The 24,471-nt window shown below is 66.0% G+C and carries 21 protein-coding genes, 1 tRNA gene and 1 pseudogene; 13 read left to right on the top strand and 10 right to left on the bottom strand.

All coding sequences use genetic code 11. The annotated features are described in order from the left end of the window. Positions 1-320, top strand: a 320-nt coding sequence (locus F804_RS0109745; RefSeq protein ID WP_022707563.1) for an integrase core domain-containing protein, incomplete at its 5' end; no start/stop codon positions are given. A gap of 710 nt (positions 321-1,030) precedes the next feature. Here the strand turns inward: F804_RS0109745 and aroE are convergent. Then, the gene (gene aroE / locus F804_RS0109740; RefSeq protein WP_028725838.1) at positions 1,031-1,873 is read right to left on the bottom strand and encodes a shikimate dehydrogenase; all 843 of its coding nucleotides are present in this window, start codon (positions 1,871-1,873) and stop codon (positions 1,031-1,033) included. Between the two features lie 13 nt (positions 1,874-1,886). Next, complete coding sequence (locus F804_RS0109735; protein WP_022707561.1) at positions 1,887-3,398, bottom strand: GMC oxidoreductase; 1,512 nt, start codon at positions 3,396-3,398, stop codon at positions 1,887-1,889. Between the two features lie 113 nt (positions 3,399-3,511). On the opposite strand from F804_RS0109735, the gene F804_RS16165 reads away from it, so the two are divergent. Continuing rightward, positions 3,512-4,435, top strand: a complete 924-nt coding sequence (locus tag F804_RS16165) for a helix-turn-helix domain-containing protein (protein WP_022707560.1) — start codon at positions 3,512-3,514, stop codon at positions 4,433-4,435. A gap of 284 nt (positions 4,436-4,719) precedes the next feature. Here F804_RS16165 and F804_RS16160 read toward each other — a convergent pair. The 4 genes and pseudogenes from F804_RS16160 to F804_RS0109710 all read right to left on the bottom strand — a co-directional run bounded on the left by F804_RS16160 (position 4,720) and on the right by F804_RS0109710 (position 6,451). Then, a pseudogene (locus tag F804_RS16160) lies at positions 4,720-5,282 on the bottom strand (AAA family ATPase). A 170-nt stretch (positions 5,283-5,452) separates the two neighbouring features. Then, a tRNA-Ala gene (locus F804_RS0109720) sits at positions 5,453-5,528 on the bottom strand. A gap of 181 nt (positions 5,529-5,709) precedes the next feature. Then, complete coding sequence (locus F804_RS0109715; protein ID WP_022707559.1) at positions 5,710-6,105, bottom strand: DoxX family protein; 396 nt, start codon at positions 6,103-6,105, stop codon at positions 5,710-5,712. 25 nt (positions 6,106-6,130) lie between these two features. Further along, complete coding sequence (locus F804_RS0109710; RefSeq protein WP_022707558.1) at positions 6,131-6,451, bottom strand: FYDLN acid domain-containing protein; 321 nt, start codon at positions 6,449-6,451, stop codon at positions 6,131-6,133. Between the two features lie 96 nt (positions 6,452-6,547). Here F804_RS0109710 and F804_RS0109705 point away from each other — a divergent pair, with 96 nt between their 5' ends. Beyond that, entirely contained in the window at positions 6,548-7,243 is a 696-nt protein-coding gene (locus F804_RS0109705) for a M48 family metallopeptidase (protein WP_022707557.1), read from the top strand. A 31-nt stretch (positions 7,244-7,274) separates the two neighbouring features. Further along, positions 7,275-7,928 carry a GntR family transcriptional regulator gene (locus tag F804_RS0109700; RefSeq protein ID WP_022707556.1) on the top strand — a complete coding sequence of 218 codons (654 nt, stop codon included), beginning with the start codon at positions 7,275-7,277 and terminating at the stop codon, positions 7,926-7,928. Positions 7,929-7,934: 6 nt separating this feature from the next. Here F804_RS0109700 and F804_RS16155 read toward each other — a convergent pair whose 3' ends face one another. Both F804_RS16155 and hemB read right to left on the bottom strand, forming a co-directional pair. Further along, positions 7,935-8,555, bottom strand: a complete 621-nt coding sequence (locus F804_RS16155; RefSeq protein ID WP_022707555.1) for a lipid-binding SYLF domain-containing protein — start codon at positions 8,553-8,555, stop codon at positions 7,935-7,937. A gap of 72 nt (positions 8,556-8,627) precedes the next feature. Beyond that, the gene (hemB, locus tag F804_RS0109690; protein WP_028725835.1) at positions 8,628-9,623 is read right to left on the bottom strand and encodes a porphobilinogen synthase; all 996 of its coding nucleotides are present in this window, start codon (positions 9,621-9,623) and stop codon (positions 8,628-8,630) included. A gap of 121 nt (positions 9,624-9,744) precedes the next feature. Between hemB and F804_RS0109685 the strand changes: the two genes are divergently transcribed. The 4 genes from F804_RS0109685 to F804_RS0109670 are packed head-to-tail and all read left to right on the top strand — an operon-like array spanning position 9,745 to position 15,539. After that, positions 9,745-10,317, top strand: a complete 573-nt coding sequence (locus F804_RS0109685) for a hypothetical protein (protein ID WP_028725834.1) — start codon at positions 9,745-9,747, stop codon at positions 10,315-10,317. Positions 10,318-10,357: 40 nt separating this feature from the next. Then, complete coding sequence (gene mfd / locus F804_RS0109680) at positions 10,358-13,837, top strand: transcription-repair coupling factor (RefSeq protein WP_022707553.1); 3,480 nt, start codon at positions 10,358-10,360, stop codon at positions 13,835-13,837. Then, on the top strand, positions 13,834-14,949 hold the full coding sequence (locus F804_RS0109675; RefSeq protein WP_022707552.1) for an aminodeoxychorismate synthase component I: 1,116 nt from the start codon (positions 13,834-13,836) through the stop codon (positions 14,947-14,949). The genes mfd and F804_RS0109675 overlap by 4 nt, the downstream gene beginning before the upstream one ends. A gap of 14 nt (positions 14,950-14,963) precedes the next feature. Then, the gene (locus F804_RS0109670) at positions 14,964-15,539 is read left to right on the top strand and encodes an aminotransferase class IV (protein ID WP_245540342.1); all 576 of its coding nucleotides are present in this window, start codon (positions 14,964-14,966) and stop codon (positions 15,537-15,539) included. Between the two features lie 76 nt (positions 15,540-15,615). Here F804_RS0109670 and clpA read toward each other — a convergent pair whose 3' ends face one another. Both clpA and gloB read right to left on the bottom strand, forming a co-directional pair. Further along, a complete protein-coding gene (gene clpA, locus F804_RS0109665; RefSeq protein ID WP_022707550.1) occupies positions 15,616-17,931 on the bottom strand; it encodes an ATP-dependent Clp protease ATP-binding subunit ClpA in 2,316 nt (771 codons plus the stop codon). Between the two features lie 211 nt (positions 17,932-18,142). Then, positions 18,143-18,889 (bottom strand): hydroxyacylglutathione hydrolase, encoded by a 747-nt coding sequence (gene gloB, locus F804_RS0109660; protein ID WP_022707549.1) that lies wholly within the window; start codon positions 18,887-18,889, stop codon positions 18,143-18,145. Between the two features lie 57 nt (positions 18,890-18,946). On the opposite strand from gloB, the gene F804_RS0109655 reads away from it, so the two are divergent. The 5 genes from F804_RS0109655 (at position 18,947) to atpD (ending at position 24,470) form a co-directional block, all read left to right on the top strand. Further along, complete coding sequence (locus F804_RS0109655; protein ID WP_022707548.1) at positions 18,947-19,717, top strand: methyltransferase domain-containing protein; 771 nt, start codon at positions 18,947-18,949, stop codon at positions 19,715-19,717. A gap of 324 nt (positions 19,718-20,041) precedes the next feature. After that, positions 20,042-20,602, top strand: a complete 561-nt coding sequence (locus F804_RS0109650) for a F0F1 ATP synthase subunit delta (RefSeq protein WP_028725831.1) — start codon at positions 20,042-20,044, stop codon at positions 20,600-20,602. Further along, positions 20,602-22,137: a F0F1 ATP synthase subunit alpha gene (atpA, locus tag F804_RS0109645; protein WP_022707546.1), complete on the top strand. Its 1,536-nt coding sequence runs from the start codon at positions 20,602-20,604 to the stop codon at positions 22,135-22,137. Before F804_RS0109650 ends, atpA begins: the two co-directional genes overlap by 1 nt. 12 nt (positions 22,138-22,149) lie before the next feature. Beyond that, positions 22,150-23,022 (top strand): F0F1 ATP synthase subunit gamma, encoded by an 873-nt coding sequence (locus tag F804_RS0109640; RefSeq protein WP_022707545.1) that lies wholly within the window; start codon positions 22,150-22,152, stop codon positions 23,020-23,022. 23 nt (positions 23,023-23,045) lie between these two features. After that, on the top strand, positions 23,046-24,470 hold the full coding sequence (gene atpD, locus F804_RS0109635) for a F0F1 ATP synthase subunit beta (RefSeq protein WP_022707544.1): 1,425 nt from the start codon (positions 23,046-23,048) through the stop codon (positions 24,468-24,470). The last annotated feature ends 1 nt before the right edge of the window (position 24,471 follow it).

The following is a 24,471-nucleotide window of genomic DNA, read 5'->3' as shown; positions in this document are numbered from 1 at the left end:
GTATGGTGGTCAGTGACAACGGCACGGAGCTGACCTCGAATGCCATCCTGAAATGGCAGGAGGATCGCAAGGTCGAGTGGCATTACATCGCGCCAGGAAAGCCCATGCAGAACGGCTTCGTCGAGAGCTTCAATGGACGGCTGCGTGACGAATGCCTCAATGAGCACCTGTTCGCCAATCTGCGCCACGCCCACGACCTGATTGAGGCGTGGCGCGACGACTACCACCACCACCGCCCCCACACGAGCCTCGACGGGCTCACCCCGTGGGAGTATCACCAACGGTCAGTAGAGGACCAAACCCTGGACAGAGCGAACTAAAGAACGCGGACTCTAAAGGGAGCAGGTCACACGAGCCACTTCATGTCCGCGAGGGCATTTTTACTACTCCGTCCCCAAACGGGGCCTGTTGTGTGAGTATGCGAAGCGGTCGACAAGGCCGACTTAGCTCAATGCAGCAAGCATGTCCAAGGTCCGAATTTCTTGGTGGTCGAAGATCACATGGCATCCGCAGCGAACTTCCGGCCTCCACCCTTCCTGCAGGTGAACCAGGGTTCCGCGGCGCGGTCCTGGCGGAGTGTCCGCTTCCGTGGTCTGGCAGGGCTCGGCTCGCACACGCAGCGAAAGCCTGCTTCCCGCCCATCCAGCAAAAAGTCTCGCGATCGCGGCACAGATCGGACCGCCGCGGCGAATGACGGGAATGTTCCGCACCGCTGACCTCGGGGCCCTGGACTATGCTGCGCGGTGCCATGAAGGTCCGGTATGGGGAAGCCGCGCTGCGGCAATGGTGATCCTGGCCAATGACCGGTGTGGGCCGCGAGCGCCATGCTACACCGCCAAAGTGATTTGGCTGCACGCCGCTCGACCGCTTCGAGCCCATTTCCACTAATGAAACACTCTGGCAAAATCCTGTCATACAGCGAAATCGGGACGGATCTCGTGACGCCTCATATTCTTTGGTCTGGTCGATTTCCGGCAGCCAGCAACCAGATCAGAATGACCGACGCTGTCCAAGACAGTCGCTTCTCCATCTACAATTCGAGATCCAGCAGGGCCTGCCGCATGACGTGCGGATCGACATCCACACCGGTCCAGTATTTCACTCCAATCACGCCCTGCTGCACCAGCATCCCGAGCCCGTCGACGGTCTTACAGCCGCGATCCTTGGCGGCCTGAATCAGGCGTGTCAGGGGCGGGTTGTGAATGCCGTCGGCAACGACCATCTCGGGCGTCAGGCTGTCGGTGTCGATGTCGGGCATTGCGTCGACGTCGGGATACAGACCGACGGATGTGGCATGAATCACGATATCCGAGCCGGACGGCACGACGAATGTGCCCTCGCACGACTTGTAGCTTGCCTGCGTATCCGTGCGGTCGTTCAGCAGATCGACGACCACTCGCCCCCGCTCCGCGCTGCGGTTGACGACGGTGATCCGCGTGGCGCCGGCCAGCGCCATCTCGACCGCAACCGCCCGCGCCGCACCGCCCGCACCGAACAGGACGACGGATTTGCCCGCCGGATCCACGACCGTTTTCAGCGCCGCGACAAAGCCGCGCCCGTCGGTGTTTTCACCGATCAGCCGGTCACCGTCGCGCACGATGGTATTGACGGCTCCTATGATCTCGGCCGATTTTCCCAACCCATCGAGGTGGTCGATCACGGCGACCTTGTGCGGGATGGAACAGTTGAAGCCGCGCCAGCCCATCGCCCGAGCGCCGCGCACCGCGTCCGCCAGATCGTCGGGCGAGACCTCGACGTTGATGTAGCGCCAATCGAGACCGTGATGGCGGTAGGCGGCCTCGATCATCGCGACGGTCGGGTTCTCGGCTGCGGGTTGTGCGAAGGAACCCGTCAGGGGCAACAGGAAGTTCATGGGGCGTGTCCTTTCAGATGGCGCGGGCATTGCGTAGATGCGCCCCGACCCGAAGCGCCTGGGCTGCGATGGTCAGGGCGGGGTTCAGCGCGGCGGATGAGGGAAAGAACCCCGCGTCCACCACGTAAAGGTTCGGATGATCATGCGCGCGGCACATGGCGTTTAGGGCTGATGTCGCCGGATCATCGCCCATCCGCACCGTGCCGCATTGGTGCGAGGGGGCCTGAATGCCGAAGCTGTGACGCAGAACGACCGGGAACCCGGCCCGGCGCAGCACATGCCTGACATGGCGCACGAACCGGTCATGGGCGGCCCGCCCGCCGGGGCGGTAATCGACCTGCACCCGGTCACCGTCCAGAAGGCGCACGCGGCTCTCGCGGTCGGGCAGATCCTCGCCCATCGCCAGCACGTCGACGGAATGGCGGCCCAACCAGTCGGCCACGGCACGCGGCGTTCTGGGATACGTTGCACGGATCATCGCACCCTGGATATTGCCGAGCATCTGGATGTTGCCGCGCGCATCGGGATCATCTGGCAAACCGTGGTAGAAGTCATTCAGCGACAGGGTTTTGGGGAACTTCGTGGTGTTTGTAGTGAACGGCTTCACCCCCATCAGCCCGGTCAGGTGATGGTTCATCAGGTATCGGCCCACGACGTCGGACCGGTTGGCAATTCCGTCCGGTGCCGCCTCACAGGCGGACCGCAGCAGGATCAGAGCGGAATTGATCGCCCCCGCGCAGAGGGCGAAGACCTGCGCTTCCACGCGCAGGATCTCTCCGGACCGGAGCACCTCCGCGGCGACGATACGCTTGCCCTCGCCATCGGTGATCAGTCGCGTAACCTTTGCGTTGCGGTCCAGCCGCACGTCCGAATGCGCCAAAAGTGGGCGGAGCACGCGCTTATCCGCGTCACCCTTGGCGTCGAACCGGCAGGTAAAGGCATCGCAGGTGCCGCAGCGCCGGCAGGTGCCATCGGGGCCATAATCGATTGCAGATGGCATCGCAAATGGGTGCAGGCCCTGGGCGCGCAACCGATCCGACAGCGCGGCAATCACCGGCTCGTGCGGGATCGCGGCGTGGGGGAAGGCATCGCGGGGCGGCTCGGTCGGATCGACACCTGCCGCGCCGCGCACGCCATACAGGCGTTCGGCCGCGGCGTAGTATGGCGCAAGATCGGCGTAGCTGACCGGCCAGGCGGGGGATGTGGCGCCATCGATCTGCGTGTGCGTGAAATCACTTTTGCGGAACCGGAACATCGCGGTGCCGTAGAACTTCGTATGCCCGCCGACATAGTAGTATTGACCGGGCCGATAGGGTGCCCGCTTCGCGTCCACCCATTCATCCGCCGTCTTGTATCGGGACTGGACGAAAACTGCCTCTGCATCGCTGTTCTGCGGCTCATTCGGCAGATCGTCGCCGCGTTCGAGGATCAGGATTTTTGCGCCGCTGCCTGCGAGTTGATGCGCCACGGCAGATCCACCCACCCCCGACCCGATAATCGCGACATCCGTCCTAATGGTTTGCATCACATCCTCCCCGGTTTCCGCTTCACAGATGCCAAGCCTTCACCGCGCGCACCATTCCCTATTGCCGCATATCCCTGTATGATTGCCGCATCTCAGCGCTACAGTTGAATGTAATGCCCATATCGCCACCCTACTTCGAGACCGTTGCCATCCCGCCGGACCGGTCCCTGCATGTCTTCGACCGCCGCCTGCCAGAGTTTCCGTTCAACTGGCATTACCATCCGGAATTCGAACTTACCCTCACGGTGAACAGCCGCGGATTGTGCTTTGTGGGAGATCATGTCGGGCCCTACAACGATGGCGATCTTGTCCTGATCGCCCCCAATCTGCCGCACGCGTTTCAATCCCAAAACCTGATCGAGATTGCCGGCGACCATCGCGCCATTGTGTGCTGGTTCACCAGTGACTGGATCACCAGCCTGATCGGTCTGGTGCCAGAGCTTTCGCCCGTCACGCCGCTGCTTGCGCAGGCCCGGCGTGGATTGCGGTTCGGCGCACAAACGTCGGCGCAACTGCGAGACCGGATCCTGCAACTGGGTCAGATTGACAGCGTGGATCAGGTGATTGCCTTCCAATCCATCCTTGCGACCTTGTCAGGATCTACTGACCGAGTGCCGCTGGCCAGCGGAGAGGTTACCGTCAGCGAGATGCCGCGCGACCGGGCGCGGATGCAGAAGGTGCTGGACCATTTGCATGCCCATTACGATGAACCGGTGCGGCTGGCCCCGCTGTGTGATCTTGTGCATCTGACCGAAAGTCAGCTGCAACGGATCTTCAAGCGCAGCGCCCGCATGTCCATCAGCGCCTATGTGCTGCAACTGCGGCTTGGCCGGGCGTGCCAAATGCTGATGCAGACCGACAGCCCCGTGGGCCTGATCGCAACCGAGTGCGGTTTCTCCGATGCCGCCGACTTCGCGCGACGCTTTCGCAATGCCCGCAACATGACGCCAACGGCGTTCCGGACCGCAATCAGGGGGCAGGAGCTGAACTCTTTGCCAAAGCGAGGTCGGTCCGTCCGCCAAAGCCCGCAGACATAGGAGGTTCGCGCGACCTTTCCGAAAATCGTGCAATATTGGCAGGAATGTCCAATGTGATCCCGATTAGGTTCTTCTCTTTTGTGCGCGATTGCATGACCTCGTTGTCCCGCGTTGTGCGAGTTCGATGTTTCGGAACCCATGCAGGCGCAGCGAAAGTCCGATCTGATGATGCCGCGCTGCGGCGTTAGTCGGCGAAGCAAAGGTCGGCAACGGGCCGATAAGGGCCGTGAATGTCAGGCAGCGGGAGGCCGGAGGGACCATGCGGTTTGTCCGCTTCAGCAGTTTTACCAGGGCATCTTGCGTTTACTGTTGCTCCGCTGCGCACAGACAAAGTCGGCGCGTGATGCGATGTTGGTGCGCGGCAGCTCCGTGATCTCGTAACCGAGGTCAGTGTAGGTCTCGCGCATGACGGCACAGGTCGCTTCGGCTTCGGCGCGGCTCTGCTTACGTTCGGTATCCTGTGTGAAGATCTCATCCCAGCAGGGTGTCAGGAAGACGCGGGCGTTGTAGCGGGCTGCCTTGGCCGCTGCGGCGATGCTGGGCGGCACGGGGAGGCCGCAGAGGGTGAGGTAGCCCAGAACGTCAGGAATGCCGCGGTCGAAGGTCACGGGGCCTGAGAGGGACTGTGCGGCGCTGCAGGCGCGCAGGTCATGTTCCAGCATCCGCTCGGCATAGGCGATGCGATCTGTGCCCAAAGGAGGGCGTCTCCGCCGCTGGCCACCTCCTCGCGGATGATCGCGCGGTCGGATTCGGGGGTTGTGTGGAGGCCGCGGCGGGAGAGCTCGGTGATCAGGCTGGTCTTGCCCGCACCGGGGCCGCCCGTCACGACGAAGAAATGGTCGCTCATGGGCCATTCTCGGTTTTGACAGAGGGGAGGGCTGCGAAGCGATCAACACGCCGAAAAGGTGCGGATCAAAGCAGCATCGATTTTCGTAAGGAAAACAGCACCCGTCTGCGCGGCAGAGTCAAATCCTCTGACGAGAAAGGCAAAAATATCTGGTGCTTTTCAAGAAGATCTGGTGGAGCCAAGGGGAGTCGAACCCCTGACCTCTTGCATGCCATGCAAGCGCTCTACCAACTGAGCTATGGCCCCACCGTTCTTTGCAGAGCACCTCGGCGCCGCTGCGTTTGGGTCGTATAGGGGTGTGCGCGGATGGCCGCAAGCAGAAAATTCACCGAAGGTCGATTTTTTTCGCGACCAAGGCCACGATCTCGAAAAGACAAAGAAAAACGGGGCCGAAGCCCCGTTTCCTAGATCCGATCTGAAGTCCTGCTCAGTCTTCCCGGCCCGTGGCGCGGTCGATGCTGAAGGCGCCGGGGCCCGCGAAGACCAGGTAGAGGAAGACGAAGCAGTAGAGGATCGCTGCATCGCCACCGTTCAGCGCCGGGAAGGGGCTGCGGGGGGCATGCGCCATCCAGTATGCCGCGGCCATCAGGCCCGACAGCAGGAATGCCGTCGGACGCGTCATGAAGCCCAGGATCAGCATCGCGCCGCCGACCAGCTCCATCACGCCCGCGATCCAGGGCAGCGACATCACCGCCGGGTTCATGTCGCTTGCCGGAAAGCCCAGAAGCTTCTGGGTGCCGTGCGCGAAGAAGATCAGCGCGGACACGATCCGAAGGACGCCCAGCATCTGCGGGGCATAGGTCGAGAGGGACTTGAACGGCATGGGCCGGCTGCTCCTGTCTGGAAGATCAGTCTTCGTCGTCGTCGGCGACATCCGCGATGTCGTCCAGCGAGACGTCGTCGTTGTCGTCGTCATCGTCCAGCAGATCGTCGTCCAGATCGTTGCTGTCGTTGTTCACGTCATCCTCGTCATCGACCAGATCGTCCGAGTTCCGGCTGCGGTTCGAGGTCTTCTCGGTCGTGATCGACTTGCCGCGACCATCCGTCAGGCTGTCCAACGAGAACTGGTTGCCGCAGGCCGGGCAGGTCAGCGGATCGTTGTTCAGGTCGTAGAAGCGGGTCGCGCAATGCGGGCACAGGCGTTTCGTGCCCCATTCCTCTTTGGGCATGGTAATCTCCTTCGGCCGCGATTAGTGAAATCGGGCGACCCCCTGCCACAGCGGCCCGGGGGTGTCAAAGGCTTTATCTGGCAGCCCGGAACACGCATGGCAAGCGAAGATCGGCAGATCGTGCTGAAGGACGGCCGAGTTGTTGCGCTGCGACGCTCGGGGCGGGCGCGGCGCATGATCCTGCGCGTGCCGCGCGACGGGTCGGTGCCGGTGCTGACCCTGCCGACGCATGTGCCGGTGGCCGAGGGGCTGGCCTTCGCGGAATCGCGCAGCGGCTGGCTGGAAGGGGCCTCGGCGCGCCTGCCCGTGCCGCAGCTTGTGGCCCATGGCGCCCGCATCCCGGTCGAGGGCAGGGCGCTGACCGTCACCCCAGATGCCTGCCGCGCCCCCCGGATCGAGGGCGACCTGCTGATGGTGCCGCCGGGCCGTGCGCCCGGCGCGGCGGTGCAGGGGTTCCTGAAGCAGCAGTCGTTGATCCGCCTGCGCGCGGCGTCCGACCGGCATTCGGCCGCGATCGGACGCGATTATTCCTCGATCGCGCTGCGGGACACGAAATCGCGATGGGGCAGCTGCACGCAGCAGGGTCGGCTGATGTATTCCTGGCGGCTGATCATGGCCCCGCCTGCGGTTCTCGACTATGTCGCCGCGCACGAGGTCGCGCATCTGCGCCACATGGACCATTCACCGCGGTTCTGGGCGACGGTGGCCGCGCTGATGCCGGATTACGCCAAGCACCGCGCATGGCTGCGCCAGCACGGGGGTGACCTGATGCTGTGGCGTTTCCGCGATTGACTGCGCGCCGGTTCGTGATCACAAACGCCGGATGAACGCCGCACGCTCTACCGATCCCGCCGCGCATGAGCGGCTTTACCGCACGCTTCGCAGCCGCATCATGCTGGGCGAACTGCCGCCCGGCAAGGCGCTGACCCTGCGCGGCATCGCGCGCGATTATCACCTGTCGATGACCCCCGCCCGCGAGGCGGTGCGCCGCCTTGTCGCGGAAGGTGCGCTGACGCTGTCGTCCTCGGGCCGCGTGGCGACGCCCGAACTGTCGGACGAACGGATCGAGGAACTGGCCGCCCTGCGCGCCCTGATCGAGCCGGAACTGGCCGCCCGCGCCCTGCCGCGCGCGCATTTCGCGCTGATCGACCGGCTTGCGGGGATGAACGCGCGGATCGCGGATGCGGTCGAGCGGCACGATGCCGTCGGCTATATCCGCTGCAACCTGGAATTCCACCGGATGCTGTACCTGCGCGCGCAGGCCCCGGCGATGCTGGCGATGCTGGAAACGGTGTGGCTGCAGCTGGGCCCGACGATGCGCGCGCTCTATGGGCGGGTCAAGCGGAACGAGCCGCCGCGCCATCACCGCATGATCCTGGCGGCGCTGCGTGCGGGCGACGAGCCCGCGCTGCGCCTTGCCGTCCGGGCCGACGTGACGCATGGGCTGCGCCACCTGACGGCCACGGACAATCGCTGAGGGTTCTCAGCCCGGCTGGCCGGGGACGGCGCGGGTGCCGAAGCCGATATTGGACAGGGTCGAGGGGATGACGCGGTTGTACTTCGTCCCCTCGATCGCGGCGCCTGCCATCAGGCCGGACTGGCCGAAGATCATCGCGACCACCGGGAATTGCGCGCTGAGGCTGTCGGCGCCCACCGCCATGCCGCCCGCCGGCACCGCGTAATAGGCGCCCGCACCCGCGACCCAGCCCGGTGCCGCGCGGAAGGATGCCAGCGCCTGGTCGGTCTGGAAGATCAGCGCATGCGCATATTGCTGCGCCCCGGCCTGAAGGCCCACCGTCGCCCGCGTCGCGGAATAGTAGTCGACCGTCTGCCCGTTGATCCGCAGCGCGCCTTGGCCATAGGCCCCGCCGACCCCGAGCGCGGCCTCGGTCATCAGCGGCATGTACAGGACACCCTTGGCGTTCTGCACCAGCGGTGCCGCGGCGGGATAGCTTTGCAGCAGGTAGGCCTGCGTCTGGTCCACCCGCGCGTCCAGCCGGGCCGAGCCGTCGGTGCCCACGGCGTTGGTGCAGCCTGCGGCCAGCAGCGCGGCCCCGCCGGTCGCAAGAAGGCTGCGGCGCGAAATGCTCGGTTTCGTGGTCATCTGTCGTCCCTTCCGGTTCCCTGTCGGGATCTGCGTCCCGGTTCCGCGCGAAGATTAGGCCAGCGGCCCGCCTTAGGCCAGCATTTCGGCGACCGTCGGCGCGAAGTAGCTGAGAACCCCGTCGCATCCCGCGCGGCGGAAGGCCAGCAGGCTTTCGACCATCGCGTCGCGCGACAGCCAGCCGTTGCGGATCGCCTGTTCCAGCATCGCGTATTCGCCGCTGACCTGGTAGGCGAAGGTGGGTGCGCCGAACTCGTCCTTCACGGCGCGGCAGATGTCCAGATAGGGCATGCCCGGCTTGACCATGACCATGTCCGCCCCCTCGGACAGGTCGCGGGCGACGCAGCGGATGGCCTCGCCGCGATTGGCGGGGTTGATCTGATAGGTCTTCTTGTCGCCGACCAGCCGACCGGATGCGCCCACCGCGTCGCGGAACGGGCCATAGAAGGCGCTGGCGAATTTCGCGGCATAGGACAGGATCGAAACGTGCTTGTGGCCCGCGGCCTCCAGCGCGCCGCGCAGGGCGCCGATGCGCCCGTCCATCATGTCCGACGGCCCCAGGATGTCGGCCCCGCATTCGGCCTGTACCAGCGCCATGCGGACCAGCGCCTCGACGGTCTCGTCGTTCAGGATCTCGTTGCCGACGACCAGCCCGTCATGGCCGTTCGCGTTATAGGGATCCAGCGCGATGTCGGTCATCACGACCAGGTCTGGCACCTCTTCCTTGACGGCGCGGATGGCGAGGTTGCCGATATTGTCGGGGTCCCATGCGCGTTCGCAGCCATCGGTGCGCAGGGCCTCGTCGCTGTGGGGAAAGATGCAGATCGCGGGGATGCCCAGCCGCGCGGCGCGTTCGGCGGCGCGGCGCACCCCGTCCAGCGTCAGGCGGTCCACGCCCGGCATGGACGCGATCTCGCCCTCGGCGCCGGCGACCTCGGTCACGAAGATGGGCCAGATCAGGTTCGCGGGCGTCAGCTGCGTTTCCGAGACCATGGCGCGGATGTTCGCGTTGCGGCGCAGGCGGCGCAGGCGGGTGGCGGGGAAGGGCGCGATGATGGGGCTGGCCATGGGGCCTCCGGGCAGGTGACATTGTGGGACAGGTCGTCGCGGCCCGGCTTCCCGGTGCCCGCTTTCCCTTGTCCGCAACCCGTTCTAAGGTCAGCCGCACCCAAGGACAAGGAAGCCCGAATTGCCGCCCTTCGACAGCCTGATCGGCCTGCTGGACAGCCGGTCCTTCTCGACCGTCTGGTTCTGGATCCTGCAGATCGGCGCGTGGTCCGTGACGGGCCGCACGGTCCTTGGCGTCCCGGTCGAGATCGTCGCACGCGCCCGCGCCGCCCATTCGGCAGGCCAGGCCGACACCCCCGAGGCGCTGACCCTGCTGGACTGGCTGTCGCTGACGCTGCCGCGCTGGCGTCTGGGCCCGCGCGAAGGCGCGATCTTCCTGGGGGTCACCAGCTTCCTTCTGTCCTCGGGCTTCGTGCTGGGCTTCAATTTCGGGCTGGAGCTGGCGCAGGCGGCCTTCCTGCTGGCGCTGCCCTTCTGGCTGCTGTTCTGGATGCGCGTGCGCCTTGCGCGCAAGCTGGCGCCGATGCTGGTCGCGGCGCAGGAAGGGCGCGCGGGCCTTGCCGACACGGTGGGGCAGGTCGCCCGTTCGATGGCACATCACCGCATCGGGGTCATCGCCCTGTCGCTGGTGTCGCTGCTGGTCACGATGGTCTGGGGGATGCTGTGGATCGCCCTTCACCCGATGGGGTTCTGATGCGCTTGACTTTGAACCGTGGCGGCTTAGGTCAGCCCCTATGACGCAGATCCTGACCCTCTCCGGCGCGCCCGAGGGCTATGACGCCGCCCTGATCGCGCGCGAGGTCGCGCGCCCCGAAAACGGCGGCGCGCCCGTCATCCATGTCGCCCGCGACGACCGGCGCATGGCCGCGATGCGCGCCGCGCTGGCGTTTCTTGCGCCGCAGGTGCCGGTGCTGGAATTCCCGGCCTGGGACACGACGCCCTATGACCGCGTCTCGCCCGCGCCGGAAATCCAGGCCGCACGGATGGGGCTGCTGGCCGCGCTGTCGCAGGGCGCGATCAAGGGCCCGTTCATCCTGCTGACGACGCTGGCCGCCGTCATGCAGCGCGTCCCCGCCCGCGATGTCGTGTCCCAGACTGCCTTCAGCGCCCGCGTCGGCAGCCGCATCGACGAAGGCGCGCTGCGCGAGTTCTTCGTCCGCATGGGCTTCGTCCAGTCGCCCACCGTGACCGAACCGGGCGACTATGCCATCCGCGGCGGCATCATCGACATCTTCCCGCCGGGCGATCAGGGGCCGGTGCGGCTGGACCTGTTCGGCGACGTCCTGGACGGCGCGCGCCGCTTCGATCCCGTCAGCCAGCGCACCACCGAGAAGCTGGACCGGGTCGAGCTGGCCCCCATGTCCGAGGTGATCCTGGACGAACCCTCGATCACCCGTTTCCGCACGAACTATCGCAGCGAATACGGCGGCGGTACCAACGACCCGCTGTACGAAAGCGTCAGCGCGGGCCGCAAGGTATCGGGCGCCGAGCACTGGCTGCCCTGGTTCCACGACCGGATGGAGAGCGTGTTCGACTATGCCCCCGGCGCGTCCGTGGTGCTGGACGATCACATCGCGCAGGTGGCCGAGGCGCGGCGCGAGACGATCCGCGAACAGTTCGATGCCCGCCGTGCGGCGATGACCGCCAAGGGCCGCAGCGACACCGTCTACAAGCCCGTGCCGCCCGACCTGATGTTCCCCCCCGAGGATGAATGGCAGCGCTGGCTGTCGGCGCATCGCCTGCTGCGCCTGTCGGTGCTGAACCAGCCGCCGGGGCCGGGGGTGCTGGATGCGGGCGGGCGACCGGGGCGCAACTTCGCGCCCGAGCGTCAGGCCGAACAGTTGAACCTGTTCGGCGCGCTGGCCGATCACGTCCGCCATCTTGCGCGCGATCATCGCATCGTCATCGCCAGCTTCTCGGACGGGGCGCGGGAACGCCTGTCGGGGCTGCTGGCAGACGAAGGCTTGGGCGGAACGACGCAGATCGCCGACATCCGCGCCTTGCCCGAGAAAGCCGGCTCGATCGGCCTTGCCGTCTGGCCCCTGGACGAAGGCTTCGTCGCCGACGGGCAGGCGCTTGGCAGGATCGCCGTCATCTCGGAGCAGGACGTGCTGGGCGACCGGCTGATCCGGGGTGCCAAGAAGCGCCGCCGGGCCGAGAATTTCCTGCAGGACACCACCAGCCTGACGCCGGGCGACCTGGTCGTCCATGTCGAACACGGGATCGGGCGCTATAACGGGCTGGAGACGATCACCGCCGCGGGCGTGCCGCATGACTGCGTCGCGCTGGAATATGCGGGCGGCGACCGCCTGTTCCTGCCGGTCGAGAATATCGAACTGCTGACCCGCTATGGCCACGAGGAAGGGTTGCTGGACAAGCTGGGCGGCGGTGCGTGGCAGGCCCGCAAGGCGCGGCTGAAGGAACGCATCAAGCTGATCGCGGACAAGCTGATGCGCGTTGCCGCCGAACGCCTGCTGCGCCCCGCACCCGTGTTGGAGCCCGAGGATCACGAGTGGCAGCAATTCGCGGCCCGTTTCCCCTATTCGGAAACCGACGACCAGATGGCCGCGATCGAGGACGTTACCGAGGATCTGGCCGCCGGTCGCCCGATGGACCGCCTTGTCGTGGGCGATGTGGGCTTCGGCAAGACCGAGGTCGCGATGCGCGCGGCCTTCATCGCGGCCAGCCAGGGGATGCAGGTGGCCGTGGTCGCGCCGACCACTCTGCTGGCCCGTCAGCACTTCAAGACCTTCGCCGAACGCTTCCGCAACACGGCCATCAACGTGCGCCCGCTGTCGCGCTTCGTCACCACGAAGGATGCGAACCAGACACGCGACGGGCTGGCCGACGGCTCGGTCGATATCGTGGTGGGCACCCATGCCGTGCTGGCCAAGGGCGTGCGCTTCAAGAACCTCGGGCTGCTGATCATCGACGAGGAACAGCATTTCGGCGTGGCCCACAAGGAGCGCCTGAAGGAGCTGCGCAGCGACATCCACGTCCTGACCCTGACCGCGACGCCGATCCCGCGCACGCTGCAGCTGTCGCTGACCGGCGTGCGCGACCTGTCGGTCATCGGCACGCCGCCGGTCGACCGCCTTGCGATCCGCACCTATGTCAGCGAATTCGACAGCGTCACCATCCGCGAGGCCCTGCTGCGCGAGAAGTATCGCGGCGGCCAGAGCTTCTTCGTCGTGCCCCGCCTGACCGACCTGGCCGAGGTCGAGGCCTGGCTGACCGAGAACGTCCCCGAGATCAGCTTCATCACCGCGCATGGGCAGCTGGCGGCGGGCGATCTGGATCAGCGCATGAACGCCTTCTATGACGGCAGCCACGACGTGCTGCTGGCCACGACCATCGTGGAATCCGGCCTGGACATCCCGACCGCGAACACGATGATCGTCTGGCGGGCGGACATGTTCGGCCTGTCGCAGCTGTACCAGATCCGGGGCCGCGTGGGTCGGTCCAAGGCGCGTGCCTACTGCTATCTGACGACCAAGCCGCGCCAGCCCTTGACGCCGCAGGCCATGCGGCGGCTGAAGTTCCTGGGGTCCATCGACGGGCTGGGGGCGGGGTTCAATCTGGCCAGCCAGGACCTGGACCTGCGCGGCGCGGGGAACCTTCTGGGCGAGGAGCAGTCCGGCCACATCAAGGAGGTGGGCTTCGAGCTGTACCAGGCCATGCTGGAGGAGACGATCGCCAAGCTGAAATCCGGCGAGATCGAGGGCACCCCCGAGGACGAATGGGCGCCCCAGCTGAACCTGGGCGTGCCGGTCACCATTCCCGAAAGCTATATCCCCGATCTGGACGTGCGGCTGGGGCTCTATCGTCGCCTGTCCGAGCTGACCACCAAGGTCGAGCTGGAGGGCTTTGCCGCCGAGCTGATCGACCGCTTCGGCACCCTGCCGCGAGAGGTGAACACCCTGCTTCTGGTCATCCGCATCAAGGCGATGGCCAAGCGTGCCAACATCTCCAAGCTGGATGCGGGGCCGAAGGGCATCACCGTCCAGTTCCACATGGACAAGTTCCCCAACCCCGCAGGTCTGGTCGAATTCCTGTCCGAGGAGCGCGGCACGGCCAAGGTCGTCGACAACAAGATCGTGCTGCGCCGCGAGTTCGGCTCTGACGGCGACCGGATCAAGGGTGCCTTTGCCGTCGCGCGCGATCTGGCGGCCAAGATCAAGGAAGGCAACAAGAAGGCGAAGGCCAAGGCATGATCCGCTTCGACACCGGGCCCCTGGGCGACGGTACGCTGTTCGACGCACCGAAGGCCGTGATCCGCGCCGACGGCCCGGCAGATGTCGCGCGGGCGCTGGCCGCGATGGAGGATGTGCAGGCGCAGGGGCGGTGGCTGGCGGGGTATCTTTCCTACGAGCTTGGGCATGCGCTGGATCCGCGATTGCACCGGCTGATGCCAAAGGCGCGGCAGATGCCGCTGATCCTGATGGGGGTCTTCGACGGTCCGCGGCCCGCACCCGCGCTGCGGGGCGGGCCGGTGCGGATCGGAACGCCGCGCCCCTTGTGGGACCGGTCCCGATACGATGCGGCCATCGCGGCGGTCCACCGCTATATCGAGGCGGGCGATACCTACCAGATCAACCTAACCTTTCCGATGGAGGCCGAGGTTTCGGGCGATCCGCTGGACGTCTATTCCGCGCTGGCCGACCGTCAGCCGGTGGGCGAGGGGGCCTTTGTCGATCTGGGCAGTCAGGTCATCCTGTCGCGCAGCCCCGAGCTGTTCTTCGCGGTCGATGCGGATCGCCGCATCGCCACCCGCCCGATGAAGGGCACCGCCGCGCGCGGGGCGACCGCGGCGCAGGATGCCGCCAATGCCGACGCCCTGCGCGCATCCGAGAAGAACCGCGCCGAGAACCTGATGATCGTGGATCTGCTGCGCAACGACATCAGCCGCATCTGTCATCCCGGCAGCGTCAAGGTACCCGAGCTGTTCGCCATCGAAAGCTATGCCACGGTGCATCAGATGGTATCGCTGGTCACGGGCCGGCTGGTCGATGGCGCGGGCCTGGGCGAGATCCTGCGCGCGCTGTTTCCCTGCGGCTCGATCACGGGGGCACCCAAGATCCGCGCGATGGAGATCATCGCCGAGCTGGAGGGCGCACCGCGAGAGATCTACTGCGGGGCCATCGGCTGGGTCGATCCGGCGGGACCGATGCGGTTCAGCGTGGCGATCCGATCACCCTGGTATTCCGCGCCGGACCGGTTGCGGCTGAATGTCGGCGGCGGCATCGTGCATGACAGCGAGACCGGACCCGAATGGGAGGAGGCGCTGTGCAAATCGGCATTCTTGGGCCAGTCCCTGACGGGCTGACCATCTTCGAGACCATGCGGATGGAACCGGATGGCAGCGTTCCGCTGTGGCCGTTGCACCTGGCGCGGCTGCGGCGGGGATGCGCGGCGGTGGGCTTCGCGCTGGACGAGGGGGCGATCGATTTTGGGGGCCTGCCGCGCGGAGAGGTGCTGCGCCTGCGGATCGCGGTAGATGCGCGGGGCAGGGTCGAGCGGACCCATGCGGTCCAGCCGCCGAACCCCGATGCCTGGCGCGTCGCGCTGCGCGGGCGGCTGGACAGTTCCGACCCTTGGCTGCAGATCAAGTCCTCGCGTCGTGATGTCTATGACGCGGCGCGTGCCGCGATGCCGCAAGGCGCCGACGAGGTGATCCTGCGAAACGAGCGCGGCGAGATCTGCGAGGGGAGCATCACGAGCCTGTTCCTGCGGAAGAATGGCCGGATGCTGACGCCTCCGCTGTCGTCGGGGCTGCTGCCGGGGGTGCTGCGGCAATCCTTGCTGGATGCGGGGCGGGCCGAGGAAGAGGTGCTGCATCCCGCCGACCTGGAGGGAGGCGACCTGTTCATGGGCAATGCGCTGCGTGGCCTGATCCCGGCGCGGCTGGTCCCCTGAAGCGAAAGCGGGCGCGGCCCCCATCGAAGGGGCCGCGCTCGCGCGAGGGCCTGTCGGCCCCCGCCGTCGCATCGCCTCAGTCGGCGGTCAGAAGCGGCGTCTTCGACTTGCCGATGCGCGGGGCGTCGGGGCCGGTGATGTCGAAGACGGGCTTGTCGTCCTCGATCATGACGCGCACCACGCCGCCCTTGGTCAGCCGACCGAACAGCAGTTCCTCGGCCAGGGGCTTCTTGATGCTTTCCTGAATCACGCGGCCAAGCGGGCGGGCGCCCATGCGGTCGTCGTAACCCTTCTCGGCCAGCCAGTTCGCGGCTTCGGGCGTCAGCTCGATATGGACGTTGCGATCCATCAGCTGCGCTTCGAGCTGCAGGACGAACTTCTCGACCACGTGGATCACCACGTCGCGCGACAGGGGCGCGAAGCTGATGATCGCGTCCAGACGGTTGCGGAACTCGGGCGTGAAGGTCCGCTCGATCGCGGCGGTATCCTCGCCCTCGCGGCGGTCGCGGCCGAAGCCGATGGCCGCCTTGGCCTGGTCCGCGGCACCCGCGTTCGAGGTCATGATCAGGATCACGTTGCGGAAATCGACCGTGCGACCGTTGTGGTCGGTCAGCCGGCCCGCATCCATGATCTGCAGCAGGATGTTGAAGACGTCGGGATGCGCCTTCTCGATCTCGTCCAGCAGCAGCACGCAATGGGGGTGCTGGTCGACGCCGTCGGTCAGCAGGCCGCCCTGGTCGAAGCCGACATAGCCCGGAGGCGCGCCGATCAGGCGGCTGACGGCGTGCTTCTCCATGTATTCCGACATGTCGAAGCGGATCAGCTCGACGCCCAGGCTGGAGGCCAGCTGCTTGGCGACCTCGGTCTTGCCGACGCCCGTGGGACCGGCAAACAGGTAGTTGCCGATGGGCTTCTCGGGTTCGCGCAGACCGGCACGTGCCAGCTTGATCGCGCTGGACAGGGCACCGATGGCCGTGTCCTGACCGAAGACCACGCGCTTGAGCGCATCGTCCAGATCGCGAAGCACCTCGGCGTCGTTCTTGCTGACGTTCTTCGGCGGGATGCGGGCGATCTTGGACACCACGTTCTCGATCTCCTTGGGGGAAATCGTCTTGCGGCGCTTCGATTCCGCGACCAGGTGCTGGGCGGCACCCGCCTCGTCGATCACATCGATCGCGCTGTCGGGCAGCTTGCGGTCGTTGATGTAGCGGCTGGCCAGTTCGACCGCCGTCTTGATCGCCTCGTTGGTATAGCGCAGGTCGTGGTGCTTCTCGAAATGCGGCTTCAGACCCATCAGGATCTTGATCGCATCCGGGACCGAGGGTTCGTTCACGTCGATCTTCTGGAACCGGCGCGACAGGGCGCGGTCCTTCTCGAAGTGCTGGCGGTATTCCTTGTAGGTGGTCGAGCCCATGCAGCGCAGCTTGCCGCCCGCCAGCGCGGGCTTCAGCAGGTTCGACGCATCCATCGCCCCGCCCGAGGTCGCGCCCGCACCGATCACGGTATGGATCTCGTCGATGAACAGGATCGCGTCCTCGTGCTGCTCCAGTTCCTTGACGACCGCCTTCAGACGCTCCTCGAAATCGCCGCGATAGCGGGTGCCCGCCAGAAGCGCGCCCATGTCGAGCGAGAAGATCGTGGCGCCGGCCAGAACCTCGGGGGTCTCGCCCTCGACGATCTTCTTGGCCAGTCCTTCGGCGATGGCGGTCTTGCCCACGCCGGGATCGCCCACCAGAAGCGGGTTGTTCTTGCGGCGGCGGCACAGGACCTGGATTGCGCGCTCGACCTCGTCGCTGCGGCCGATCAGCGGATCGACATCGCCCTGCTTGGACTTGGCGTTCAGATCGACGCAATACTTACCGAGCGCGGTCTCGTCCTTCTGCTCGACCGTGGCTTCCTGTGTCTCTTCCTCTTCGCTGCCGACCACCTTGCGGGGTTCGTTGAACGAGGGGTTCTTGGCCACGCCATGGGCGATGAAGTTGACCGCGTCATAGCGGGTCATGTCCATTTCCTGCAGGAAATAGGCGGCGTTGGATTCGCGTTCGGCAAAGATCGCGACAAGCACGTTGGCGCCCGTCACCTCTTGCCGCCCCGAGCTTTGGACGTGGATCGCGGCGCGCTGGATGACGCGCTGGAAGGCGGCGGTCGGCACCGCCTCGGAACCTTCGACCTCGGTGATCAGCGTGGACAGGTCGTCCTCGACGAATTCGACAAGGGTCTTGCGCAGTTCGTCCAGATCGACGTTGCAGGCCCGCATGACCTTCACCGCCTCGGGTTCGTCGGTCAACGCAAGCAGCAGATGCTCCAGCGTTGCCAGTTCGTGTTTATGTTCGTTCGCCAGTGCAAGCGCCTGGTGAATGGCCTGTTCCAGGGAGGTCGAGAAACTTGGCACGGTCGTCTCCTGTCAGTCGGCTGGCGGTATGGGCGTTTGGGACCCACCTGCCCAGACTGTCATGATAGCTTTAAGATTTGGTGGAATTGGCCCGGCATCAAGTGCTTTTTCAGACAGATCTGCCAAATCTCCGGTGATTGATGCAGATATGATGTCGCAGGGGGCCGAAAACAAGCGGCCCCCGCGGCACGTGCCGCATTGTCGGGCGGGCTCAGAACTCGTCCTTCATGCGGCGCAGCTTCGCGAAGACCTGCGCGTCGGGCGCGTCCGGCATCTGCAGGCTGTCGCGCAGCTCGGCCACGCGCAGGAAGGGATTGGTCGCGCGTTCCAGCGACAGGGGCGCGGGGGCGCAGGGGCTGCGCGATTCCTGCAGCGCCTCCAGGCGGTCGTGCAGCGCGGGATTGTCCGGATCGACCGACAGCGCGAAGGCACCGTTCCCCGCGCAGTAATCGTGCCCCGAACAGATCAGCGTGTCCCCCGGCAGGGCGTTCAGCCGCGACAGCGCCTGCCACATCTGGTCGGGCGTGCCCTCGAACAGGCGCCCGCAGCCCATCGCCATCAGGCTGTCGGCAGTGAATGCCATGCCGCTTTCGGGCAGGTGGAAGGCGACATGGCCGATCGTGTGGCCGGGTACGTCGATCACCTGCACAGTCTCGCCCAGCAGATCGAAGTCGCGGTCGGCCTCGACCGCGATGTCCAGCGGGGGCAGGCGATGACTGTCCGCGCCCGCGCCCACGACCTTGGCCCCGGTCGCCTGCACCAGCGCGGGCACGCCCTGGATGTGGTCGTCATGGTGATGCGTCAGCAGGATCAGGTCCAGCCCCCAGCCGCGTGCGTCGAGCTCGGTCAGGATGGGGGCGGCCTCGGGTGCGTCGATCAGGGCCGTTCCGGCTGGACCATGGAGCAGATAGGCATAGTTGTCCTTGAGACAACGGATCGTCACCAGATCCAGCGGCATTGGCAAATCCCTTCTTCTATGCTGACCTGAGCCTGTCAAAACCGAAAGGCGCGCGCAATGCACCACGATATCGACCAGCTGCGGCGGTTCTACTACCAACGCGCGCTTGGCCGTGTCGTTCAACGCATTCTGCGCGACAGATTGACCGGCAGGTGGTCGCCCCGCAGCGTCACGGGGATGAATGTCGCGGGCTTCGGCTTTGCCGCGCCGATGCTGCGGCCCTATCTGCCGACCGCGCGGCGCGTGACGGCGTTGATGCCGGGGCCGCAGGGGGTGATGGGATGGCCCGCCGGTCAGCCCAACCATTCCGTCCTGTGCGACGAGACCGCCTGGCCCGTCGAGACCGGCAGCATCGACCGCCTCGTCATGCTGCATGGGCTGGAGACGAGCGAGCATCCCCGCGAATTGCTGGCCGAGGCTTGGCGCTGCCTGGGGCCGGGGGGGCGGATGATGGTGATGGTGCCGAACCGCGCGGGCCTGTGGGCCGCGACGGACCGCACGCCCTTCGGCGTGGGGCGGTCATACACCTCGGGTCAGGTCGAGACGCAGCTGCGCCGCGCGGGCTTTTTGCCGGAATGGCAGGGGGCCGCGGTCTATATCCCGCCATCCGACCGGCGCTTCTGGCTGCGTGGCGCCCAGTTCTGGGAGGCGACGGGCGCGCGCATCAGCCGGGTGCTGATCGCGGGCGTCGTCCTGGTCGAGCTGGCCAAGCAGACCCGCGCACCGGCGGGACCGGGCGTCAAGATCCACGTTCCCAGCCCGCTCGAGATCCTGGACGGGGTGGCGCGTCCGCGCCCCGTCGGATCGCCCCTTGCGCGCGGGCGCTAGAATCATCCGCTGTAAATACCCGTTTTGCACGATGTGCAAGAGGGCCGTTACCCTGCGTCACGCTGACACCCCCATCGGGGCCTGAACGCGCGTTTTCCTGCCTGTCGGGCCTGTTTGCGCACTGTTGTCGTTAAGTGTCGCGATCGTCACACAACCGTGAAAGCGATGCCGCTTCAAGGTTGCCCGACCCGTGGCAAGCTGCTAGAGACAGCCGTGATTTCCGGACGGCCCTCCAAAAGCCGTGCGACCGCGACCCGCACCCCGCGACAGACCGGACGATGGCCGGCCCGCCAGCGGGGTATGCGCAAACCGTAAAGGATGACCGTGGCCAACTCTGTTTCCATGTCCCACAGCATCGCCGGACGCTATGCGCAGGCCGTCTTCGATATCGCGAAGGACGAAGGGGGCATCGATGCCCTGGCCCAGCAGACCGCCGATCTGGATGCAGCGCTTCAGGACAGCGCCGAGCTGCGCGACCTGATTTCCAGCCCGATCTACAGCCGCGACGAACAGGGTCGCGCCATCGCGGCCCTTGCGGCGAAGATGGGGCTGTCGCCGGTGCTGTCGAACACGTTGCAGCTGATGGCGAAGAACCGCCGTCTGTTCGTGCTGCCGCAACTGGTCGCGCGTCTGGGCGACCTGATCGCCGCCGAGCGCGGCGAGGTCACTGCCGATGTCGTCAGCGCCGTCGCCCTGAGCGACGAGCAGCAGCAGCGCCTGGTCGCGACGCTGTCCGAGAAGACCGGCAAGACCGTCAAGCTGAACACGCGCGTCGATGAGACCCTCATCGGCGGCATGATTGTCAAGTTGGGCTCGCAGATGATCGACAGCTCGGTCCGCTCGAAGCTCAGCTCCCTGCAGAATGTCATGAAAGAGGTCGGATAATGGGAATCCAGGCTGCCGAGATTTCGGCGATCCTCAAGGAGCAGATCAAGAACTTCGGCCAGGATGCCGAAGTTGCCGAAGTCGGTCAGGTTCTGTCCGTCGGCGACGGTATCGCTCGTGTCTACGGTCTGGATAAGGTGCAGGCCGGCGAGATGGTGGAATTCCCGGGCGGCGTCCGGGGCATGGTGCTGAACCTCGAGACCGACAACGTCGGTGTCGTGATCTTCGGCGACGACCGCGCCATCAAGGAAGGCGACACCGTCAAGCGCACGCGCTCGATCGTGGACGTCCCCGTCGGCAAGGGCCTGCTGGGCCGCGTCGTCGACGGTCTGGGCAACCCGATCGACGGCAAGGGTCCGATCGAGTCGACCGAGCGCCGCGTCGCCGACGTCAAGGCACCGGGCATCATGCCGCGCAAATCGGTCCACGAGCCGATGGCGACCGGCCTGAAGGCCGTCGACGCGATGATCCCCGTCGGCCGCGGCCAGCGCGAGCTGATCATCGGCGACCGCCAGACCGGCAAGACCGCGATCGCGCTGGACACGATCCTGAACCAGGCCGCCTATAACGGTCGCGAAGAAGACGGCATGAAGACCCTTCACTGCATCTATGTCGCAGTGGGTCAGAAGCGTTCGACCGTCGCCCAGCTGGTCAAGAAGCTGGAAGAGACCGGTGCGATGGCATACACCACCGTCGTCGCCGCGACCGCCTCGGACCCCGCTCCGATGCAGTTCCTGGCGCCGTACTCGGCGACCGCGATCGGCGAATATTTCCGCGACAACGGCATGGACGCGCTGATCATCTATGACGACCTGTCCAAGCAGGCCGTCGCATACCGCCAGATGTCGCTGCTGCTGCGCCGTCCGCCCGGCCGCGAAGCCTATCCGGGCGACGTCTTCTACCTGCACTCGCGCCTGCTGGAGCGTTCGGCCAAGCTGAACGAGGAATACGGCGCAGGCTCGCTGACGGCGCTGCCGATCATCGAGACGCAGGGCGGCGACGTGTCGGCCTTCATCCCGACCAACGTGATCTCGATCACCGACGGCCAGATCTTCCTGGAGACCGAACTGTTCTTCCAGGGCATCCGCCCGGCCGTGAACACCGGTCTGTCGGTCAGCCGCGTGGGTTCGGCAGCACAGACCAAGGCGATGAAATCGGTCGCCGGTCCCGTGAAGCTGGAACTGGCGCAGTACCGCGAGATGGCTGCCTTCGCGCAGTTCGGTTCGGACCTCGACGCCGCGACGCAGCGCCTGCTGAACCGCGGTTCGCGCCTGACCGAGCTGATGAAGCAGCCGCAGTACCGTCCGCTGACCAACGCCGAGATCGTGATCGTCATCTATGCCGGCACGAAGGGCTACATCGACAGCCTTCCCGTCAACGACGTCGTCGAATGGGAAGACGGTCTGATCAACTTCCTGCGCAGCCAGAAGAGCGATCTGCTGGATGACATGACCAGGAACGACCGCAAAGTCGCGGGCGAACTGGAGGAATCGATCAAGGCGGCGCTGGACGAATACAACCGCACCCGCGCCTGAGAGGGGGGATAGATGCCCAGTCTCAAGGATCTCAAGAACCGGATCGGAAGCGTCAAGAACACGCGGAAGATCACCAAGGCGATGCAGATGGTCGCCGCCGCGAAACTGCGCCGTGCGCAGGAAGCGGCGGAGGCCGCGCGCCCCTATGCCGACCGCATGGCTGCGGTGATGTCCGGTCTGACCGCGAATGCCGCGGGCCAGGCCGGGGCACCGCGCCTGCTGGCCGGGACGGGCAGCGATCAGCGTCACCTGCTGGTGGTCATGACCGCGGAACGCGGCCTGGCCGGCGGCTTCAACAGCTCGATCGTCAAGCTGGCACGCCAGCATGCCGACCGTCTTCGCGCCGAGGGCAAGGATGTCGCCATCCTGACCGTCGGCAAGAAGGGCCGCGAGCAGCTGAAGCGCGACTATGGCAGCCTGTTCGTGCATCACATCGACCTCTCGGAGGTCAAGCGCATCGGTTACGACAATGCGCGTGCGATCGCGGACGAGCTGCTGAGCCGCTTCGACGCCGACCAGTTCGATGTCGCCACGATCTTCTTCAACCGCTTCGAGTCGGTGATCGCCCAGGTGCCCACGGCACGTCAGGTCATCCCCGCCGAGGTTCCCGAGGAAGCCGGTGCCGCGAACGCGCTCTATGAATACGAGCCGGGCGAAGAGGAACTGCTGGCCGAGCTGCTGCCGCGCTCGGTCGCGACGCAGCTCTTTGCCGCGCTTCTGGAAAATGCGGCGTCCGAACAGGGCGCGCGGATGACGGCCATGGACAACGCCACGCGCAGCGCCGGCGACATGATCGACCGTCTGACGACCGAGTATAACCGCTCGCGTCAGGCTGCGATCACCAAGGAACTCATCGAAATCATTTCGGGCGCCGAGGCGCTCTGACCGTAACGCTAGAGGGTGATCACATGGCAGAGGCCACTGGTAAAATCACGCAGGTGATCGGCGCCGTCGTTGACGTGCAGTTCGACAACCACCTGCCCGCGATTCTGAACGCGCTGGAAACCGACAACAACGGCAAGAAGCTTGTTCTGGAAGTCGCACAGCATCTGGGCGAGAACACCGTCCGCACCATCGCCATGGACGCGACCGAAGGTCTGGTCCGTGGCCAGTCGGTCGGCGACACCGGCGGCCCGATCACGGTGCCGGTCGGCGACGCGACGCTCGGCCGCATCCTGAACGTCGTGGGCGACCCGGTGGACGAGGGCGACGCCCTGACCGTCACCGAGACCCGCGCCATCCACCAGCCCGCGCCGGACTTCGCCCAGCAGGCGACCAGCTCGGAGATCCTGGTGACCGGCATCAAGGTCATCGACCTGCTGGCCCCTTACTCCAAGGGCGGCAAGATCGGCCTGTTCGGCGGCGCAGGCGTCGGCAAGACCGTTCTGATCATGGAACTGATCAACAACATCGCGAAGGTGCACTCGGGTTACTCGGTGTTCGCGGGCGTCGGTGAACGGACCCGCGAAGGCAACGACCTGTACCACGAGATGGTGGAATCGGGCGTCATCAAGCCGGACAACCTGGCGGAATCGCAGGTTGCGCTGGTCTATGGCCAGATGAACGAGCCTCCGGGGGCCCGCATGCGCGTCGCGCTGACCGGCCTGACCCTGGCCGAGCAGTTCCGCGACAGCACCGGCACGGACGTCCTGTTCTTCGTCGACAACATCTTCCGCTTCACGCAGGCGGGTTCCGAGGTGTCGGCACTTCTGGGCCGCATCCCCTCGGCAGTGGGCTATCAGCCGACGCTGGCGACCGACATGGGCGCGATGCAGGAACGCATCACCTCGACGAAGAACGGCTCGATCACCTCGATCCAGGCCGTCTACGTTCCGGCCGACGACCTTACCGACCCGGCACCGGCAACGACCTTCGCCCACCTCGATGCGACGACCGTTCTGTCGCGTGCGATCTCGGAACTGGGCATCTACCCGGCCGTGGACCCGCTCGACTCGAACAGCCGCATCCTGGACCCGGCGATCGTCGGCGAGGAGCATTACAAGGTGGCGCGCGACGTGCAGGGCATCCTGCAGAAGTACAAGTCGCTGCAGGACATCATCGCGATCCTGGGCATGGACGAACTGTCCGAAGAGGACAAGCTGACCGTGGCCCGCGCGCGCAAGATCCAGCGCTTCCTGTCGCAGCCCTTCGACGTGGCGAAGGTCTTCACCGGTTCGGACGGCGTTCAGGTCCCGCTGGAAAAGACCATCGCGTCCTTCAAGGCGGTCGTCGCGGGTGAATACGATCACCTGCCGGAATCGGCCTTCTACATGGTCGGCGACATCGAAGAGGCCAAGGCGAAAGCCGAGCGTCTCGCCGCCGAAGCCGCGTAAG

It is taken from the genome of Paracoccus zeaxanthinifaciens ATCC 21588 (assembly GCF_000420145.1).
In the GTDB taxonomy this organism is placed as follows: domain Bacteria; phylum Pseudomonadota; class Alphaproteobacteria; order Rhodobacterales; family Rhodobacteraceae; genus Paracoccus; species Paracoccus zeaxanthinifaciens.
The sequence above is the reverse complement of the archived record's forward strand: the minus strand, read 5'-3'. Positions and strand labels throughout refer to the sequence as shown.

Excerpts from the sequence above, each read along its gene's own strand:
- F804_RS0109710 (WP_022707558.1), bottom strand. The coding sequence starts at position 6,451 with ATGCCCAAAGAGGAATGGGGCACGAAACGCCTGTGCCCGCATTGCGCG.
- F804_RS0109700 (WP_022707556.1), top strand. The coding sequence starts at position 7,275 with ATGAACGCCGCACGCTCTACCGATCCCGCCGCGCATGAGCGGCTTTAC.
- F804_RS0109655 (WP_022707548.1), top strand. The coding sequence starts at position 18,947 with ATGCACCACGATATCGACCAGCTGCGGCGGTTCTACTACCAACGCGCG.
- aroE (WP_028725838.1), bottom strand. The coding sequence starts at position 1,873 with ATGAACTTCCTGTTGCCCCTGACGGGTTCCTTCGCACAACCCGCAGCC.
- F804_RS0109715 (WP_022707559.1), bottom strand. The coding sequence starts at position 6,105 with ATGCCGTTCAAGTCCCTCTCGACCTATGCCCCGCAGATGCTGGGCGTC.
- F804_RS16155 (WP_022707555.1), bottom strand. The coding sequence starts at position 8,555 with ATGACCACGAAACCGAGCATTTCGCGCCGCAGCCTTCTTGCGACCGGC.
- F804_RS0109640 (WP_022707545.1), top strand. The coding sequence starts at position 22,150 with ATGCCCAGTCTCAAGGATCTCAAGAACCGGATCGGAAGCGTCAAGAAC.
- F804_RS0109675 (WP_022707552.1), top strand. The coding sequence starts at position 13,834 with ATGATCCGCTTCGACACCGGGCCCCTGGGCGACGGTACGCTGTTCGAC.
- F804_RS16165 (WP_022707560.1), top strand. The coding sequence starts at position 3,512 with ATGCCCATATCGCCACCCTACTTCGAGACCGTTGCCATCCCGCCGGAC.
- gloB (WP_022707549.1), bottom strand. The coding sequence starts at position 18,889 with ATGCCGCTGGATCTGGTGACGATCCGTTGTCTCAAGGACAACTATGCC.
- mfd (WP_022707553.1), top strand. The coding sequence starts at position 10,358 with ATGACGCAGATCCTGACCCTCTCCGGCGCGCCCGAGGGCTATGACGCC.
- F804_RS0109705 (WP_022707557.1), top strand. The coding sequence starts at position 6,548 with ATGGCAAGCGAAGATCGGCAGATCGTGCTGAAGGACGGCCGAGTTGTT.
- hemB (WP_028725835.1), bottom strand. The coding sequence starts at position 9,623 with ATGGCCAGCCCCATCATCGCGCCCTTCCCCGCCACCCGCCTGCGCCGC.
- F804_RS0109735 (WP_022707561.1), bottom strand. The coding sequence starts at position 3,398 with ATGCAAACCATTAGGACGGATGTCGCGATTATCGGGTCGGGGGTGGGT.
- F804_RS0109670 (WP_245540342.1), top strand. The coding sequence starts at position 14,964 with ATGCGGATGGAACCGGATGGCAGCGTTCCGCTGTGGCCGTTGCACCTG.
- atpD (WP_022707544.1), top strand. The coding sequence starts at position 23,046 with ATGGCAGAGGCCACTGGTAAAATCACGCAGGTGATCGGCGCCGTCGTT.
- atpA (WP_022707546.1), top strand. The coding sequence starts at position 20,602 with ATGGGAATCCAGGCTGCCGAGATTTCGGCGATCCTCAAGGAGCAGATC.